We start from the raw sequence: 14,692 nt of genomic DNA, 5'->3' as shown, positions 1-14,692 counted from the left end.
TGCGCTTGCGAAGGACCTTATGCCAGTTGAACGACTATTGTACTAACGACTTGTTCTACCGTGAAAAGGTCCTTCGCGCTGCTCAGGATGACAGACGCTCTCGCATTCACCATTTCACAAACGCACAAACGCACCACTTCCTAACTCTTCCGACCTAAAACCAGTAGAAGCAAGAACGGCCGCCGATAATCGGTCGGCTCTATCACCTCTACACTATGTCGTCTGTTCCCACTCCCGAAAATGTGCGCGTACCCCAACACCTTTCCGATGCCGACTTACGGCAGGCGTTGGAGGAATTGGACGCCAAAATAAAAACACTGCACAACCGCGCCCACGCTACCACCGCCGGCTCGCACGCCACCTACCATGAGCACGCGGCGGCACTGGAAGCCAAGCGGGCAAAGCTGGTTGCACAACTCGGCCCTACTCCCACCGAACACGCGGCTGGCGCTACCCCATCGGAACAAAATAAAAGCCTGTGGGAAGAAATAGCGCGGGGTATTGAAAACCTGCGCAAGGACCTGCGCGACATCGTTTAGAAGCACCTAACCATGAAAATATACGCTACGCTAGCCGCTGCTGCGGCCTTGCTACTGAGTGCCTGTACGGCCCAGGAAAGTTATAAAAACGCGGTTAGCTGCGCTGAAGTAACGGTAGGGATGACACAGGAGCAAGTGCGCCACCTAATGGGCGAACCCACCGGCGACGACGCTACCGGCAATGGCCACACTTGGTCCTACCTCTTCGGCAGCGCCACCGATACACAGCCGATCAAGATTATGTTTGGTGCCGATGGCCAGGTAACAGGCAAAGAATGCGCACCCGAAGCTTCGGGTGCAGAGCGGCCCACGGGCAACTAAGCGGCTAACAAAAAACGCGTAAAAAGGCGGGGTTCTTGCAGTAATCGGAGGTAAACAAAACGTAGAAATCCGCACGCATTGGCAAGTTCGTATGAACTTGCCAATGCGTGCGGATTTCTACCATTTCCTTACCTACCCCCGATGCAGCTACCGTTACGTGTTGTTCGTTATTTCTTGCTGATTTGCTGGCTACTACCTGTTCTGGGGGTAGCAGCTCAACCGTCTGATTCGGCTACACCTTCAGCCCCAACCGTACAGCCGGGACGGCTGGTTTTCCGTCTGAAGCCGGAATTGCGTCATTTGGCTACGGCCACGGCCATTGCCGAGCCTACCCTGTTAGCTGCCCTGCAACGTATCGGGGCCACGCAGTTGCACCAGAAATTCAGCAACACGCTCCTCCCCGATCCTGAAAAGCCCGGGTCGGTCGATATCAGCCTGATTTATGAAATCCAGCTACCTACCCCCACAGACCTCGACCGGGCACGGCACCTGCTGCAGAATACCGGCACTGTACTGTACGCCGAGCCGCTTTACTACTACGCGCCGCTCTCCCAACCCAACGACCCCCTAGCTGATTCCACCCGCACTGATGGACAATCGTATCTGCGCAACATTCGGGCGTACAGCGCCTGGGATGTAACAAAGGGCGATACCACTATTGTAATTGGTATTTCTGATACGGGTATCAATTTCGACCACCAAGATTTAGGTCAGGTAAAATATAATTATGCAGATCCGATTGACGGCATTGATAATGACCACGATGGCTATATTGACAATTTCAGAGGTTGGGACCTGGCCGATAAGGATAACAATCCCTATGTCGACGCACTACTTGGTCCCAAGAAACATGGTGTATTAGTTACCGGCATAGCAGCAGGCACACCTGATAATGCAAAGGGCATTGCGGGAGTAGGATACAAATGCCGCTATTTGCCTCTCAAAATATATCCGAGTACGGCGCAGGGTGCTTTCGCGGGTTATGAGTCGATGGTGTACGCCGCCGAGCACGGTTGCCAAGTGCTTAATGTATCGTGGGGCGGACCGGGCAGCCGCTCTCAATACGAACAAGATGTTATCAGCTACGTTGCCGTAAATCGAGACGTGGTGATTGTAGCAGCGGCTGGTAATAACAATGCAGAACAGGATTTTTATCCTGCCAGCTACGACCACGTATTGTCGGTGGCTGGTGTACGAGCCGATAATACGAGGGGTGCCCTCACCTATAGCCGACGTGTTGATATATGCACGCTGGGCACAGACGTTCTAACCACTCTGGGTGATTATGTGGATGGATATGTATCCGTAACTGGGTCGTCGTTTGCCGCGCCTATTGCGGCGGGTGTGGCGGCACTGGTGCGTAGCCAGTTTCCTAGCTATTCAGCAGCACAAGTAATTGCGCAAGTGCGTGCCACTACTAATCCCGATATTTACACCCTACCCGGCAATGCGGCCTACCTGGGCAAGTTGGGCACAGGTCGACTGGATGCATACCGAGCTGTGCTGACTACCGATGCGCGCGCTGCGCGAGTCGTACGCAGTCAGGTACTGCGCACCAGCACGGCAAGGCAGCAAGAGTTGGAAATAGAAGTGCAGAACCTTTTGCAGCCGGTAACTAACCTGCGGGTGTCTCTCACGTCGCTTTCTCCCTACCTCACCACTCCTTCCGATGTTTTTGCCGTGGCAGCCCTGCCCACGCTCGGGAGAGCTACCAACATCGATAAACCCTTCCGGCTGACAGTTGCTGCCAATACGCCGCTCAATGCCAAAGCGCTGATTGAGTGCCGGCTAATGGCTGATAACGGTTTCCAAACCACACAGTATCTGACGGTGGTTTTAAATCCCGGTTACGTGGTGCTCGATGCAAACGACTTGCGGCTTACCCTGGCCAGCCAGGGTACGCTCGGTTACGATAATCCTGCTTCTAGTATTGGGGAAGGGATTACCTATCGCCAGGGTAGCTCACTGCTGTATGAAGGAGGGCTGGTGGTAGCTACATCGCCCACGCGTGTCTCCAGTCAGGTGCGCGGCGCCAAAGGGAATGACCAGGATTTTCACATGCAAAGTCAGACGCTCTTTAGCCGCCCTGTGCGGGCCACGCAGGAGGCGCAGGGTGTGTTTCAGGACTCGCTGCCTAGTGCCACACGTAACCGTACGGTAGGGGTGCGGGTGCACCAGCACGCCTACGCTTGGGCCGCTGCTCCTGCCCGCAACTATGTAGTGCTACAGTATCGGCTCACCAACATGACCCCCGATACGCTAAAGCCGCTCTACGCTGGTCTATTTATGGATTGGGACTTACCCCGCGATGCTGCTCGCAATGTGGCCATGTGGGATGCCAGCCGTGCGCTAGGGTACGTGTATAGCCTGGCCACCTCCGATCTGTACGTGGGTGTGCAGGTGCTGGATGGAGGAGCGCCTACATACTATGCCATCAACAATGCCGCTACTACTGGTCTAGTAGCACCAGCTACCGGGGGCCTTAGCCGCACCGAAAAATACGACGGTCTCAGCAATGGAACTACGTATGCCAGTGCTGGCCTACCCTACGGCGCCGATGTTTCACAGCTGGTAGGCGCCGCTCTACGTGCCCTACCCCCCGGCGACTCCACCACCCTAACGCTGGCCGTGTTGGGAGCATCATCGTTGCCAGAATTGCAAGCCGCCGCCGACGATGCCCGCCAGCGCTTTGCGCAGGTGCTACCCACACGCCCGGCAGCCCCCGTTGTCACTTGGCAAGCCTACCCAAATCCTACTACTGGAAAACTACACATAGAGGTACCCCTCTCCTTCAGCCCCACCGACATTCGTTTGTTTAACCAAGCAGGCACCATGGTGCTGCAACAGGCAGCCACTACTCGTACCACACTAGATTTGCATGCGTATCCGGCTGGTCTTTATCTATTACAAGTATGCTCGGCTGGCGGTAGCACTCTTTCACAACGAGTAGTCGTGCAGCCATAACAAAGGTGGCTTCTGCTATAGTACATCTCGCTCCACTCAGTAGCGACCACAAGATTATATACGTTTTAGACTAAACAATATTCAACTAAATGGGTTAGCATGAACAATAAAACATCTTAAAAATTAAATATAACTTATTGCTTTAAAAAGTACTACTAAAATCTATTAATTATAACTATTTAAATATTAAAACCGTATTAAATTTAGAATATCTTAGTACTAATTTGCTTAGTTTCGAATCAATATTCGTATCTTTGGATATGTCGAAAGTCAAACTTCCCGTCCCAACGCCCGTGCAGCATTTTGCTCGCTGTGTAGACGACTCACGCCGCCCGGCTGACTATGTAGGCGAATGGCCCGAAGAGGGCCAGATATATCCTGTGCGTGTATTGACACATGCTCGCACTGGTCGGCCGCAGGTGCACATTCTGGGTTTCTACGCTGAGGCACCCTACGGTGCGTTTGCAACCGAGCGCTTTGCGCCTGTTGCCAGCATCTGGCTGAATTAGCCAGCCGTTTTTCCACGCCTTACCGGCTGCCTCCGTTACACTACACGGAAGCAGCCGTTTTTATTTAGCGCCCGTTTTACCGGTTGTCTTCTACACTCGCTTCTTTACCAATCTCAGCTGCAGGGCTGCTTTTGCTGTTGTAAAGCGTTTCTTCGCTCAGATTATAGATGTCCTGAATGTCGTGTAGGATGTGCTCGAAGTCCAGGTTCAGATCTTTCAGCAAGCCCGTTCTCAAGTCGAATACCCAGCCGTGTACAATGGGGTAGCCTTGTTTGAGGTAGGCCTGCTGCACTACAGCAGTTTTAATGACATTCACACATTGTTCCTGCACATTTAGCTCTACCAAACGGTCGTAGCGTGCATCGGTGTCCTCGATGGCATCTAGCTCGGTGTGGTGCAAGCGATATACATCGCGGATGTTACGCAGCCAAGGATTCATGATACCCAAATCTTTGGGTTGCATAGCCGCTTTCACACCGCCGCAACCATAGTGTCCGCATACCACAATATGCTTTACCCCCAGGTGTAACACAGCATATTCAATCACCGACATGGCGTTCAAATCGATGTTAATCACCATGTTGGCAATGTTGCGATGCACGAACGCTTCGCCAGGAGCCACACCCATCAGTTCTTCGGCTGTCACGCGCGAATCGCTGCACCCAATGTAGAGGTAATCGGGGCGCTGGTCAGAGGCCAGGCGCTTCAAAAATTCTGGGCCAGATGCCTCGTTGTTGGCTACCCACTGGCGGTTGTTCTCGAAAATCTGTTCGTATGTAATCATGGTAGGTTTGGAAAAAGTGCAGACAGTTCTCGGCTATACTACGATTTTGTTGGAGAATAAGCTGTCTACGGATGTGTTACTTTTTCCGGCTACTGCGCCGTTCCTACCTTTGTTCGGCCTAACGTTCTGCCATATGTCCCCGCCCTCCGAACATTTTGTATACACCATTCCTGCGTCTTACCGGCGCATGGAAAACCTGCATATTCTTTTCTGGCTACTCAAGGATATTGGCTGGTGCATGATCTGGAAGCCGCTCGGTATCAGCATGATATTTCCTACCCTCAGCATTGCGCTGCTCATCACCTGGCGCACCCGCGGCATCAAGGCCGAGCTGGCGCACAACCTGGCCATCGTGTTCTGGATTACGGCTAACTCTTACTGGATGATCAGCGAATTTGTTGGTTTTGATGCGGTGCAACTCGGCTACGGCTTCACGGGCAAACACCTGGCTTTGGTGCCGTTTCTGCTAGGGTTGGGTATTCTAGCCTACTACTACGTCATCGAAAAACCCCGCGAAACACAGCCCGAGCAGGTAGCTACCTTATAAGGCCTACTGGTACTGATAAAATATCCCCGAATCAAAGGGCGTCCACAGGGCGGCTTTTTGATTCGCGACTTTCAAGCCGTCGTTGGCCCAGGTGTTGCAAGTGTAGAATAGATTATACACACGCTTAGCCTCATAAAACGCATCGTAGCGGCCGTAGCTATGACCAGCAATGTGCTGCACCCTACCCTGCGTATCGTAACGGAAGCTGGTTTTAATGAACTCGATCAAACGAATGTAGTCGGTAGGTTTGAGGTAGATGCGGACACAATCGGGGCCTTCGCTGGGCTCGTGGTAGAACGTGGTGTGCATAGCCGAGGAGCTAAGCCAGAACATAGCTTCAAAAGCTGTACTGGCCTTTAGATCGGCCCAAGTAGGCGTATCAAGGTAGAAGCCCTTATCACCCCATCCAAAGCCCACATAGCGCATGGTAGTGTCTGAAGCAGGCGTATCGGTATAGGGGATAAACTCGCTCCAATCGATTTGCGAAGTACGCACAGGCAGCACAATATCGGTATGCACGCCATTGGATAAGATGTAGGCCTCAATAGTGCCCTCAGTTGGTGGTGTGCGCGTACCCACTGGAATGCGCGACAGGATAAACGACGTGCCCAAGTAGAGCGCTACCGCTCCCAAAATACCTGCGCCGGTATAGGCCATTCCTTTTCCTATTTTCTGAAGCGTTGCTGCCATAAAGAGTGTTGAGATTTTCCCTTCATACGATTCCAGCCAAAAAGTAACCAGTGCTTCCTACCCTCCATAACACAAAAAAGCCGCTTCCCTACATGAGAGAAGCGGCTTTTGCAATGTAGAACAAACTACACCAACTGGTTACACCAAGTTACCAGCCGTGTCGGTTGGCACCTGGCCCGACTCCTGCAAGCGGATCAGGTTGAGGGCTGAACCGGCTTTGAACCACGCAATCTGTCCCTCGTTGTAGGTATGATTGAGGGTGATGAGGTCGGTGTCGCCATCAGCGTGGTGCAGACGAGCCTGCAACGGTTTGCCGGGCTGGAAGTCCGTCAGACCGAGGATGTCGATGGTGTCGGCTTCTTCAACCAAACCATAATCGTTCTTATCGGCAAACGTGAGAGCCAGCATCCCCTGCTTCTTCAGGTTGGTCTCGTGGATACGGGCAAACGACTTCACAATCACGGCGCGCACGCCCAAGTGGCGGGGCTCCATAGCGGCGTGCTCACGCGAGCTACCTTCGCCGTAGTTCTCGTCGCCTACTACCACCGTGCCGATGCCCATGCTCTTGTAGCTACGAGCGGCCTGCGGTACGGTGTTGTAACCGTCGCCTTGTACCACGAAGTCGCGTACCGAGTTGGTTTCGTCGTTGAAGGCGTTGGTAGCGCCGATAAGCATGTTGTTGGAGATGTTGTCTAGGTGACCACGGTATTTCAACCATGGGCCAGCCATCGAAATGTGGTCGGTGGTGCACTTGCCTTTGGCTTTGATGAGCAGGCGCAACCCTTTCAGGTCGGTGCCTTCCCAAGCCTTGAAGGGCTCCAGCAACTCCAGACGTTCCGAGGTAGGATCAACAACAACCTGCACACCCGAGCCGTCAGCAGCAGGAGCCTGGAAACCAGCGTCCTCTACAGCAAAGCCTTGAGCCGGCAGCTCAATACCCATCGGCTCGTCCAGCTTCACTTGCTGGCCGTCTTTGGTAGGTAGGGTGTCGGTGAGGGGGTTGAACGTCAAATCACCGGCAATGGCGAAGGCCGTCACGATTTCGGGCGAGGCCACAAACGCGTGCGTGTTCGGGTTGCCGTCGTTGCGCTTAGCGAAGTTGCGGTTGAACGAGGTGATGATGGAGTTCTTGCGCTTGGGGTCGTCGGTGTGGCGGGCCCACTGCCCGATGCACGGACCGCAAGCGTTGGCCAGCACCACACCACCCATCTGGGCGAAGGTGTCGAGGAGGCCGTCGCGGGCTACTGTGTAGCGCACCTGCTCCGAGCCGGGCGTTACGGTGAATTCGGCGTTTACCGACAGACCTTTTTCAACAGCCTGCTGGGCTATGGAAGCCGCGCGGGTGATGTCTTCGTACGAGGAGTTGGTGCAGGAGCCAATCAGGCCTACTTCCAACTTCTCGGGCCAGCCAAACTCTTTTACGGCCGCAGCGAACTGCGAAATTGGCCAGGCAGCGTCCGGGGTGAACGGGCCGTTCACGTAAGGCTCTAGCTCCGACAGGTTGATTTCAATCAGTTGATCGAAATACTTCTCCGAGTCCTGGTACACTTCATCGTCGGCACGCAGGTGCTGACGAATGCCGTTGGCCAGCTCAGCCACGTCGGCACGGTCGGTAGAGCGCAGGTAGTCGGCCATCTTATCATCGTAGCCGAATACCGAGGTAGTAGCCCCGATTTCAGCACCCATGTTGCAGATGGTGCCTTTGCCGGTGCAGCTCAGGTTGTCGGCACCCTCACCGAAGTATTCTACGATAGCGCCAGTGCCGCCCTTCACGGTCAGGATACCGGCCACTTTCAAAATCACGTCTTTGGCAGAAGCCCAGCCCGACAGCTTGCCGGTCAGTTTCACGCCGATTACTTTCGGGAATTTCAACTCCCAGGCCATGCCGGCCATCACGTCTACAGCGTCGGCACCGCCTACCCCAATGGCAATCATGCCGAGGCCACCCGCGTTGGGCGTGTGCGAGTCCGTACCGATCATCATACCGCCGGGGAAGGCGTAATTTTCCAGTACTACTTGGTGGATGATACCAGCACCGGGCTTCCAGAAGCCGATGCCGTATTTATTGGAAACCGAAGCCAGAAAATCGTATACTTCCTTGTTTTCGTTGTTAGCCGTAGCAAGGTCTTCCGAAGCGCCTTCTTTGGCTTGTATCAGGTGGTCGCAATGTACGGTGCTGGGCACAGCAGCCTTGGCTTTGCCGGCTTGCATGAACTGGAGCAGCGCCATTTGGGCGGTTGCGTCCTGCATGGCCACACGGTCGGGAGCGAAATCGACGTAGGAAACGCCCCGCTCGTAAGCCTGCTTTACATCGCCGCCGTAGAGGTGAGCGTACAGGATTTTTTCGGTCAAAGTGAGCGGGCGGCCAACGGCGGCACGGGCGGCTTCGATGCGCTGGCCCATACCGGCGTACACGGCCTGAATCATTTCTAAGTCAAACGCCATAATGCAAAAAAGAGAAAAGGTGAACTAGGGTAAACTTCCTAATAGGTACGCAAATATAGTTGCCGGGCGTTGCGCTACCCAAACTTTATCTTCGCCGGAACTTAGTCTATAAACCAACTAACTAGCGTAGTGGTTTAGCTTTGACTCATTCCTTACCTTGTTTAGAATATGTCTGTTTTTCAGAAGCTCCTTTTGGGCGCCGGTACTGCCCTCACCATAGCCGCTTGCACATCCAATTCTGGCGACCGTACAGCCGCTGATTCTGCCGCCAAAGAACCCTCTACCCCCCTGCGGGTAGGACCGTGGCGGGGGGAGCTTACGGCCCAAGGGCAACAGATTCCGTTTTTGTTTGTGGTAGAGCGCGACACGGCCAACCAACCCGTGGTGTACCTGCGCAACGGTGAAGAGCGCCTGAAACTGGATGAAATCACAACCGCTGGCGACTCTACTACCATCCGGCTCGGCGCTTTTGATGCGGCGTTGGTCGTGCGCTCTGCCGGCGACGGACAGCTAACGGGCGCTTGGGTGAAGTATGATGCCAAGGAGCCCTACCGCATACCTTTCACAGCGCAGCTAGGTGGCCAGCAGCTATTTTTCAGCAAGCAACAGGCAAATCCGGCTGATTTTAATGGTACTTGGCGCGTGACGTTCCGGGGCGACAAGCCCGAGGACTCTTACCCTGCGGTGGGCGTATTCAAGCAAAAAGGCCATGATGTAACGGGCACGTTTCTAACCACTACCGGCGACTACCGCTACCTGGCGGGCCAGGCCAATGGCGACACACTGCGCCTCTCTACCTTCGATGGCAGCCACGGCTTCCTGTTTACGGCGGCCAAGCAAGCAGATGGCACCTTACAAGGCGACTTCTACTCCGGCAAAACCGGCCATGAAACCTGGGTGGCCAACCTCGACCCCAACGCCAAACTACCCAACGCCGACTCGCTGGCGGGCATGAAACCGGGGCAGAAAAAACTGACGTTCAAGTTCCCAAACGTCATGCAAGGCGGCAGCATTTCACCTTCCGACCCAAAATACCAGGGCAAGGTAGTGGTGGTGCAACTGTTGGGCTCGTGGTGCCCCAACTGCATGGATGAAACCAACTTCTTGGCCTCCTGGTACGAGAAAAACAAGCAGCGTGGCGTCGAAATCATTGGCTTGGGCTACGAGCGCACGCCCGACCAGCAGAAAGCCGCCGCGAAGCTGCTGAAAATGAAGCAGCGCTTCAACGTGGGCTACGATGTGGCTGTGGCCGGTGTGGCCGACAAAGATGCTGCTGCCAAATCACTACCCCAGATAGAAAAAGTATTGGCCTTCCCTACCACCATTTTCCTGGATAAGAAGGGCGAAGTACGGAAGATTCATACCGGATTCTCTGGCCCCGGCACCGGCAAATACTACGACCAGGAAATTGCCGAATTCAACAAGACCATTGATCAGTTGCTGGCCGAAAAGTAGGTTACAGCACCGTCTAAGCTGAAAATAGCGCGCCCTGTCGCTCTGCGGGATTCTCCTGTGGGGCGACAGGGCGCTTTGCTTTTGCCTGTTACCCGATAGGAAGGCGTTTATCTTCTCGCAGCCGCTCTAATACAACAATCGTATCGTTGTGATAGGTAGTGCGGGCAAACTCCCGGAAGCCAAATTTCCGCGCCAAATTCAAGGAGGCTGCATTATCGGGGTCGATGATGCAGGTGATACGCCCTGTTGGTAGCTGCGCATCGGCCCAAGCCAGTGCGGCATGTAGCGCCTGCGAGCCGTAGCCACGGCCGTGCACGTGCGGAGCCAGCACCCAACCTGCCTCTGGCGTACCTTTAAGCGAGGGCGTGAGGTCACGCTGAAAATCGAAAAAACCAACTGTGCCTATATAGCGGCCACTAGTTTTTTCCTCGATAGCCCAGGAGCCGTAGCCCAGCATAGCCCAGTGTCCTAGTTGCGCCAGCATACGGCGCCACACCTCTTCTTCCGAGTTGGGCTTGTTGCCCAGAAAACGATAAAAATCCGGGTCGGCGTGCATGGCGGCGGCTTCCGGCAAATCGGTAGGTTGGGGCGCACGCAAATACAGATCGGCCGTTTCGAGGAGGGGCACCAGGGGTAGGGGCGTCGTCCGTAGGCTGAGGGGTAGGGAGGCTGAAGTCATCACCAGACAAGATAACATGCTTCTGGTCTGTTCCCAATGCTGCGTTGGCCACTTTGGCGGTCATCATACGGTTTCGGGCAACTTAACAGGGCCTTCTGCGCGTACACTAGAGCTATACCGCCCTTTTACTCCAAAACCAAACCAACCTCCCTATGTGGATTCAACAAAAAGCCGACGAGCGTGCCTCCCTTTCCGACCTGCAAGGTCGCGCCGTAGGCCTCAAATTTGAGTGCAACAAGTGCCACGCCGAAGTATTCACGGACCTCATTGGCGTGCCCGCTCCCGATGCCCCTACCCCCGGCCAACCCGAAACAGCCGCCGAGGGCTACGAAATCGAAGAAATCCAGTGCCACAACTGCGGCATGCGCCACGAGCTAATGGTAGACAGCACGTTTGACGGCGTATTGTTCAACGTGAGCGAGGTAGCCCCAGACGCCGTAAGCTACCAGGTGGCCGAGCCTGAGCAAGATCTGCGTTAATCTGTCTAAACCACGGATTCGCTCGGATTCGTCGGATTCCACGGATTTTGTAAAAAATCTAGAACTTATGTAAAACAGAAAGCGCTTGCCAAGTGGCAAGCGCTTTCTGTTTGTAATCGTTTACAAAATCCGCGGAATCCGAGTGAATCCGTGGTTTAAACAGTTATTTTTCCCGCTCGATGGTGTAGTTAATCAGCTGTTCCAACGATGTGCGGGCCGGCGAGGCCGGAAACGTGTAGAGCAGTTGTAGCGCCTCGTCGCGGTAGCGCTGCATGGTTTGGATGGCGTAGTCGAGGCCACCGGATTTCTTCACGAAGTCGATAACGGCCTGGATGCGGTCTTTACGGCCGTCGTTGTTTTTGACGTTGTAGATAACCCGGCGTTTGGTGAGCCAGTCGGCTTGTTGCAGGGCGTAGATGAGTGGCAGCGTCATCTTTTTCTCTTTGATATCGATGCCCACCGGCTTGCCGATTTCGGCCGTGCCGTAGTCGAACAAGTCGTCTTTGATTTGAAAGGCGATGCCTACCTTCTCGCCGAACAAGCGGGCTTGCTCAATAGTAGCGGCATCGGCGCCGGCCGAAGATGCGCCTACGGCGCAGCAAGAAGCAATCAGCGAGGCAGTTTTTTGGCGAATGATGTCGAAGTACACGTCCTCGGTGATGTCGAGGCGGCGGGCTTTTTCGATTTGCAGCAGCTCGCCCTCGCTTAGCTCGCGCACGGCATTGCTCACGATTTTGAGCAGAGCGTAGTCGTCGTTTTCGAGGCTGAGCAGCAGGCCCTTGCTGAGGAGGTAGTCGCCTACCAATACGGCTATCTTATTCTTCCAGAGTGCGTTGATGGAGAAGAACCCGCGCCGGTAGTTCGATTCATCCACTACATCATCATGCACTAAGGTAGCGGTGTGTAACAACTCGATGAGGGCCGCCCCGCGGAAGGTAGCCTCGGGCAGTGGGTCGCCGCCACAGATTTTGGCCGAGAAGAACACAAACATCGGCCGAATCTGCTTGCCCTTGCGCTTCACGATGTAGCCCATGATCTTGTCCAGTAGCAGGACATTGGACTTCATGGACTGGCGGAACTTGTGTTCAAACTCTACCATCTCGCCCGCAATAGGGGCTTGTATTTCGTCCAGGGTTACTTTCATGCGGGCAAATTGGGCGCTGCAATGATACGGTGAAAAACGATGAGATATTGTGCCTTTCTCTACCATTACATTCGTATGAGTACCGCCGAGGCAGCGCAGTGCAGCCACAAGCCCCCCTTTGTTGGTTCACTCCCCTCCTTCTCCTTGGTTTTATGCGCGGTATTGCCTCTCTTGTGCTGCTCACAATCTCCAACCTGTTTATGACATTTGCTTGGTACGGCCACCTGCATTTGTTCAAGAAAATGCCCTGGTTCGCCAAATTGGGACTGGCAGGCGTAATTTTGGTGAGCTGGGGATTAGCCTTGTTTGAGTATATTTTTCAGGTGCCAGCAAACCGCCTGGGCTTTGTAGAGAATGGCGGGCCGTTCAGTCTGTTTCAGCTCAAAGTGATACAAGAAGTCATAACGCTCACTGTCTTTACGTTGTGCGCGGTCTTCGTCTTTAAAACTGATAAGCTAGGCTGGAACCATATGGTAGGCTTTGCGCTGCTGATAGCGGCCGTCTATGTCATTTTCAAAAAATGGTGAGCTACTGCCTCGTTGATTGGTTGTAGTGTACCTTCGCTTTTATGGCTTCTTCTACTCCCATTTCCACCGATTTTCTACTCCGTAACCCCAACCACACGCGCCCGTTTGCGGCCGATGCCCGCTACCTGCCCGATGGGCAAGCCAAGCCGGTGGTAGTGTTTGTGCACGGATTCAAGGGCTTCAAAGACTGGGGCCACTTCAACGTATTGGCCGATTACTTTGCCCAACAAGGCTTTGTATTCATCAAGCTGAACCTTTCGCACAATGGCGTGGTGGTAGGCGGCAGCGGCGATTTGGAGGATATGGAGGCCTTCGGACACAACAACTTCAGCCTGGAACTAGACGACTTGGGCGCCCTGCTCGACGCGCTGTACACGCCCGGCGCCACGCCCCTACCCCCCGCCGAACTGGATCTGTCGCGCCTAGCCCTCATCGGTCACAGCCGCGGCGGCGGGCTAGTGTTGCTGAAAGCCGCCGAAGACGCCCGCGTGACAGCCGTGGTCGGCTGGGCCGCCATCAACGACATCGACCAGCGTTGGAGCCCCGACCTGATGCAGCGCTGGCAGGCCGACGGCGTGCAATACATTGACAATGCCCGCACCGGCCAGCGCATGCCGCTCTACTACCAGCTAGCTGAGGATTACCAGCGCAACAAGGTTCGCCTCGATATCCCTACCCTGGTGCGCACCCTGCGCCAGCCCCTACTCCTGCTCCACGGCGACCAAGACGAAACCCTACCCGTACGCATGGCCCACGATTTACAAGATTGGCAGCCGCGCGCTAAACTGGTAATAGTGCCCGGCGCCAACCACGTATTCGGCGGCCGGCACCCTTGGGAGGAAAACGGCCTACCCACCGACGCCCAGCGCGTAGCCGACGAAACCATTGCTTTTCTACGGTAGGGGCGCCTTGCATGCGCCTGTCGTTGAACGGTATTGCATGCAAGAAATAACCTTCCTAACGCCACAGGCGCGTGCAACGCGCCCCTACCTATGCCTACCCTCGCCTACCTTCTACTCGGCAGCAACCTCGGCAATCGACAGGAAATTCTGCGCACAGCCGTAGCGGAGCTGCACCAGTTGGCCGGCCCCATCGTAGCGCAATCTGGCCTTTACGAAACGACCGCCTGGGGCCTCGCCGACCAACCCGCTTTCTTGAACCAAGCCATAGCAGTGGCCACCTCGCTTCCACCCGATGCCCTGCTCACCGCCTGCCAGCAGGTGGAACAGCAGGCCGGGCGCACCCGCGAAATCCGCTGGGGCGCCCGCACGCTGGACGTGGACATTCTACTCTACGGGCAGGAAATCATCGACACCCCTACCCTACAAGTGCCCCACCCACGCTTGCCGGAGCGTCGCTTCGCGCTGGTCCCGCTAGCGGAAATTGCGCCGGAGGTAGTTCATCCTGGGTTGGGTAGGACGGTAGCGGAATTGCTGGTGGAGTGTGAGGATGTGTTGGGGGTAGAACGAATAGTATTGTGATAGGCCTTCGTCATTACAGCTACAGTTGGGTGTATTAACGAAGGTTTATTGCGGACTAAAGGCCGATTGACGAAGTTTGTGTACTTCGTCAATGCAGATGTTGTGCTGCATTTAAAAAAGGCCCTATG

15 protein-coding genes are annotated in these 14,692 nt (G+C 54.8%); 10 read left to right on the top strand and 5 right to left on the bottom strand.

Annotated elements, in window-relative coordinates:
• The first annotated feature begins 215 nt into the window (after positions 1-215).
• The 4 genes from J4D97_RS13805 to J4D97_RS13790 all read left to right on the top strand — a co-directional run bounded on the left by J4D97_RS13805 (position 216) and on the right by J4D97_RS13790 (position 4,333).
• On the top strand, positions 216-539 hold the full coding sequence (locus J4D97_RS13805) for a hypothetical protein (RefSeq protein WP_185282865.1): 324 nt from the start codon (positions 216-218) through the stop codon (positions 537-539).
• Between the two features lie 12 nt (positions 540-551).
• Positions 552-860, top strand: coding sequence for an outer membrane protein assembly factor BamE (bamE, locus tag J4D97_RS13800; RefSeq protein ID WP_185282864.1), 309 nt, complete (start codon positions 552-554; stop codon positions 858-860).
• A 141-nt stretch (positions 861-1,001) separates the two neighbouring features.
• Positions 1,002-3,824, top strand: coding sequence for a S8 family peptidase (locus J4D97_RS13795; protein ID WP_208308057.1), 2,823 nt, complete (start codon positions 1,002-1,004; stop codon positions 3,822-3,824).
• A gap of 260 nt (positions 3,825-4,084) precedes the next feature.
• Entirely contained in the window at positions 4,085-4,333 is a 249-nt protein-coding gene (locus tag J4D97_RS13790; RefSeq protein WP_208308056.1) for a hypothetical protein, read from the top strand.
• A gap of 76 nt (positions 4,334-4,409) precedes the next feature.
• On the opposite strand, the gene J4D97_RS13785 is transcribed toward J4D97_RS13790, so the two are convergent.
• Positions 4,410-5,117 (bottom strand): carbonic anhydrase, encoded by a 708-nt coding sequence (locus J4D97_RS13785; protein WP_185282861.1) that lies wholly within the window; start codon positions 5,115-5,117, stop codon positions 4,410-4,412.
• 133 nt (positions 5,118-5,250) lie between these two features.
• Between J4D97_RS13785 and J4D97_RS13780 the strand changes: the two genes are divergently transcribed.
• Positions 5,251-5,664, top strand: a complete 414-nt coding sequence (locus tag J4D97_RS13780) for a hypothetical protein (protein WP_208308055.1) — start codon at positions 5,251-5,253, stop codon at positions 5,662-5,664.
• Between the two features lie 3 nt (positions 5,665-5,667).
• On the opposite strand, the gene J4D97_RS13775 is transcribed toward J4D97_RS13780, so the two are convergent.
• Positions 5,668-6,354: a TIGR02117 family protein gene (locus J4D97_RS13775; protein ID WP_208308054.1), complete on the bottom strand. Its 687-nt coding sequence runs from the start codon at positions 6,352-6,354 to the stop codon at positions 5,668-5,670.
• Between the two features lie 138 nt (positions 6,355-6,492).
• Complete coding sequence (locus J4D97_RS13770; RefSeq protein WP_185282858.1) at positions 6,493-8,799, bottom strand: aconitate hydratase; 2,307 nt, start codon at positions 8,797-8,799, stop codon at positions 6,493-6,495.
• Between the two features lie 168 nt (positions 8,800-8,967).
• Here J4D97_RS13770 and J4D97_RS13765 point away from each other — a divergent pair, with 168 nt between their 5' ends.
• Positions 8,968-10,254, top strand: coding sequence for a TlpA disulfide reductase family protein (locus J4D97_RS13765; RefSeq protein WP_208308053.1), 1,287 nt, complete (start codon positions 8,968-8,970; stop codon positions 10,252-10,254).
• Positions 10,255-10,342: 88 nt separating this feature from the next.
• Here the strand turns inward: J4D97_RS13765 and J4D97_RS13760 are convergent, their stop codons facing one another.
• Positions 10,343-10,933: a GNAT family N-acetyltransferase gene (locus J4D97_RS13760; protein ID WP_208308052.1), complete on the bottom strand. Its 591-nt coding sequence runs from the start codon at positions 10,931-10,933 to the stop codon at positions 10,343-10,345.
• 152 nt (positions 10,934-11,085) lie between these two features.
• Here J4D97_RS13760 and J4D97_RS13755 point away from each other — a divergent pair, with 152 nt between their 5' ends.
• The gene (locus J4D97_RS13755) at positions 11,086-11,412 is read left to right on the top strand and encodes a hypothetical protein (protein ID WP_185282855.1); all 327 of its coding nucleotides are present in this window, start codon (positions 11,086-11,088) and stop codon (positions 11,410-11,412) included.
• A gap of 163 nt (positions 11,413-11,575) precedes the next feature.
• Here J4D97_RS13755 and J4D97_RS13750 read toward each other — a convergent pair whose 3' ends face one another.
• The gene (locus J4D97_RS13750; RefSeq protein WP_185282854.1) at positions 11,576-12,556 is read right to left on the bottom strand and encodes a polyprenyl synthetase family protein; all 981 of its coding nucleotides are present in this window, start codon (positions 12,554-12,556) and stop codon (positions 11,576-11,578) included.
• A 152-nt stretch (positions 12,557-12,708) separates the two neighbouring features.
• Between J4D97_RS13750 and J4D97_RS13745 the strand changes: the two genes are divergently transcribed.
• From J4D97_RS13745 to folK, 3 genes are all read left to right on the top strand, one after another.
• Positions 12,709-13,083 (top strand): DMT family protein, encoded by a 375-nt coding sequence (locus J4D97_RS13745; protein ID WP_208308051.1) that lies wholly within the window; start codon positions 12,709-12,711, stop codon positions 13,081-13,083.
• A 41-nt stretch (positions 13,084-13,124) separates the two neighbouring features.
• The gene (locus tag J4D97_RS13740) at positions 13,125-13,985 is read left to right on the top strand and encodes an alpha/beta hydrolase family protein (protein ID WP_208308050.1); all 861 of its coding nucleotides are present in this window, start codon (positions 13,125-13,127) and stop codon (positions 13,983-13,985) included.
• A 90-nt stretch (positions 13,986-14,075) separates the two neighbouring features.
• On the top strand, positions 14,076-14,564 hold the full coding sequence (folK, locus tag J4D97_RS13735; protein ID WP_208308049.1) for a 2-amino-4-hydroxy-6-hydroxymethyldihydropteridine diphosphokinase: 489 nt from the start codon (positions 14,076-14,078) through the stop codon (positions 14,562-14,564).
• Positions 14,565-14,692 lie beyond the last annotated feature (128 nt).

This window comes from Hymenobacter defluvii (assembly GCF_017589435.1).
Taxonomy (GTDB): domain Bacteria; phylum Bacteroidota; class Bacteroidia; order Cytophagales; family Hymenobacteraceae; genus Hymenobacter; species Hymenobacter profundi.
Note: the sequence above shows the minus strand (reverse complement) of the source record. Positions and strands in the feature narration are given on the sequence as shown.

Coding starts and splice junctions, on each gene's coding strand:
- J4D97_RS13775 (WP_208308054.1), bottom strand. CDS start 6,354: ATGGCAGCAACGCTTCAGAAAATAGGAAAAGGAATGGCCTATACCGGC.
- folK (WP_208308049.1), top strand. CDS start 14,076: ATGCCTACCCTCGCCTACCTTCTACTCGGCAGCAACCTCGGCAATCGA.
- J4D97_RS13780 (WP_208308055.1), top strand. CDS start 5,251: ATGTCCCCGCCCTCCGAACATTTTGTATACACCATTCCTGCGTCTTAC.
- J4D97_RS13755 (WP_185282855.1), top strand. CDS start 11,086: ATGTGGATTCAACAAAAAGCCGACGAGCGTGCCTCCCTTTCCGACCTG.
- J4D97_RS13795 (WP_208308057.1), top strand. CDS start 1,002: ATGCAGCTACCGTTACGTGTTGTTCGTTATTTCTTGCTGATTTGCTGG.
- J4D97_RS13760 (WP_208308052.1), bottom strand. CDS start 10,933: ATGACTTCAGCCTCCCTACCCCTCAGCCTACGGACGACGCCCCTACCC.
- J4D97_RS13785 (WP_185282861.1), bottom strand. CDS start 5,117: ATGATTACATACGAACAGATTTTCGAGAACAACCGCCAGTGGGTAGCC.
- J4D97_RS13745 (WP_208308051.1), top strand. CDS start 12,709: ATGCGCGGTATTGCCTCTCTTGTGCTGCTCACAATCTCCAACCTGTTT.
- J4D97_RS13765 (WP_208308053.1), top strand. CDS start 8,968: ATGTCTGTTTTTCAGAAGCTCCTTTTGGGCGCCGGTACTGCCCTCACC.
- J4D97_RS13740 (WP_208308050.1), top strand. CDS start 13,125: ATGGCTTCTTCTACTCCCATTTCCACCGATTTTCTACTCCGTAACCCC.
- J4D97_RS13790 (WP_208308056.1), top strand. CDS start 4,085: ATGTCGAAAGTCAAACTTCCCGTCCCAACGCCCGTGCAGCATTTTGCT.
- J4D97_RS13750 (WP_185282854.1), bottom strand. CDS start 12,556: ATGAAAGTAACCCTGGACGAAATACAAGCCCCTATTGCGGGCGAGATG.
- bamE (WP_185282864.1), top strand. CDS start 552: ATGAAAATATACGCTACGCTAGCCGCTGCTGCGGCCTTGCTACTGAGT.
- J4D97_RS13805 (WP_185282865.1), top strand. CDS start 216: ATGTCGTCTGTTCCCACTCCCGAAAATGTGCGCGTACCCCAACACCTT.
- J4D97_RS13770 (WP_185282858.1), bottom strand. CDS start 8,799: ATGGCGTTTGACTTAGAAATGATTCAGGCCGTGTACGCCGGTATGGGC.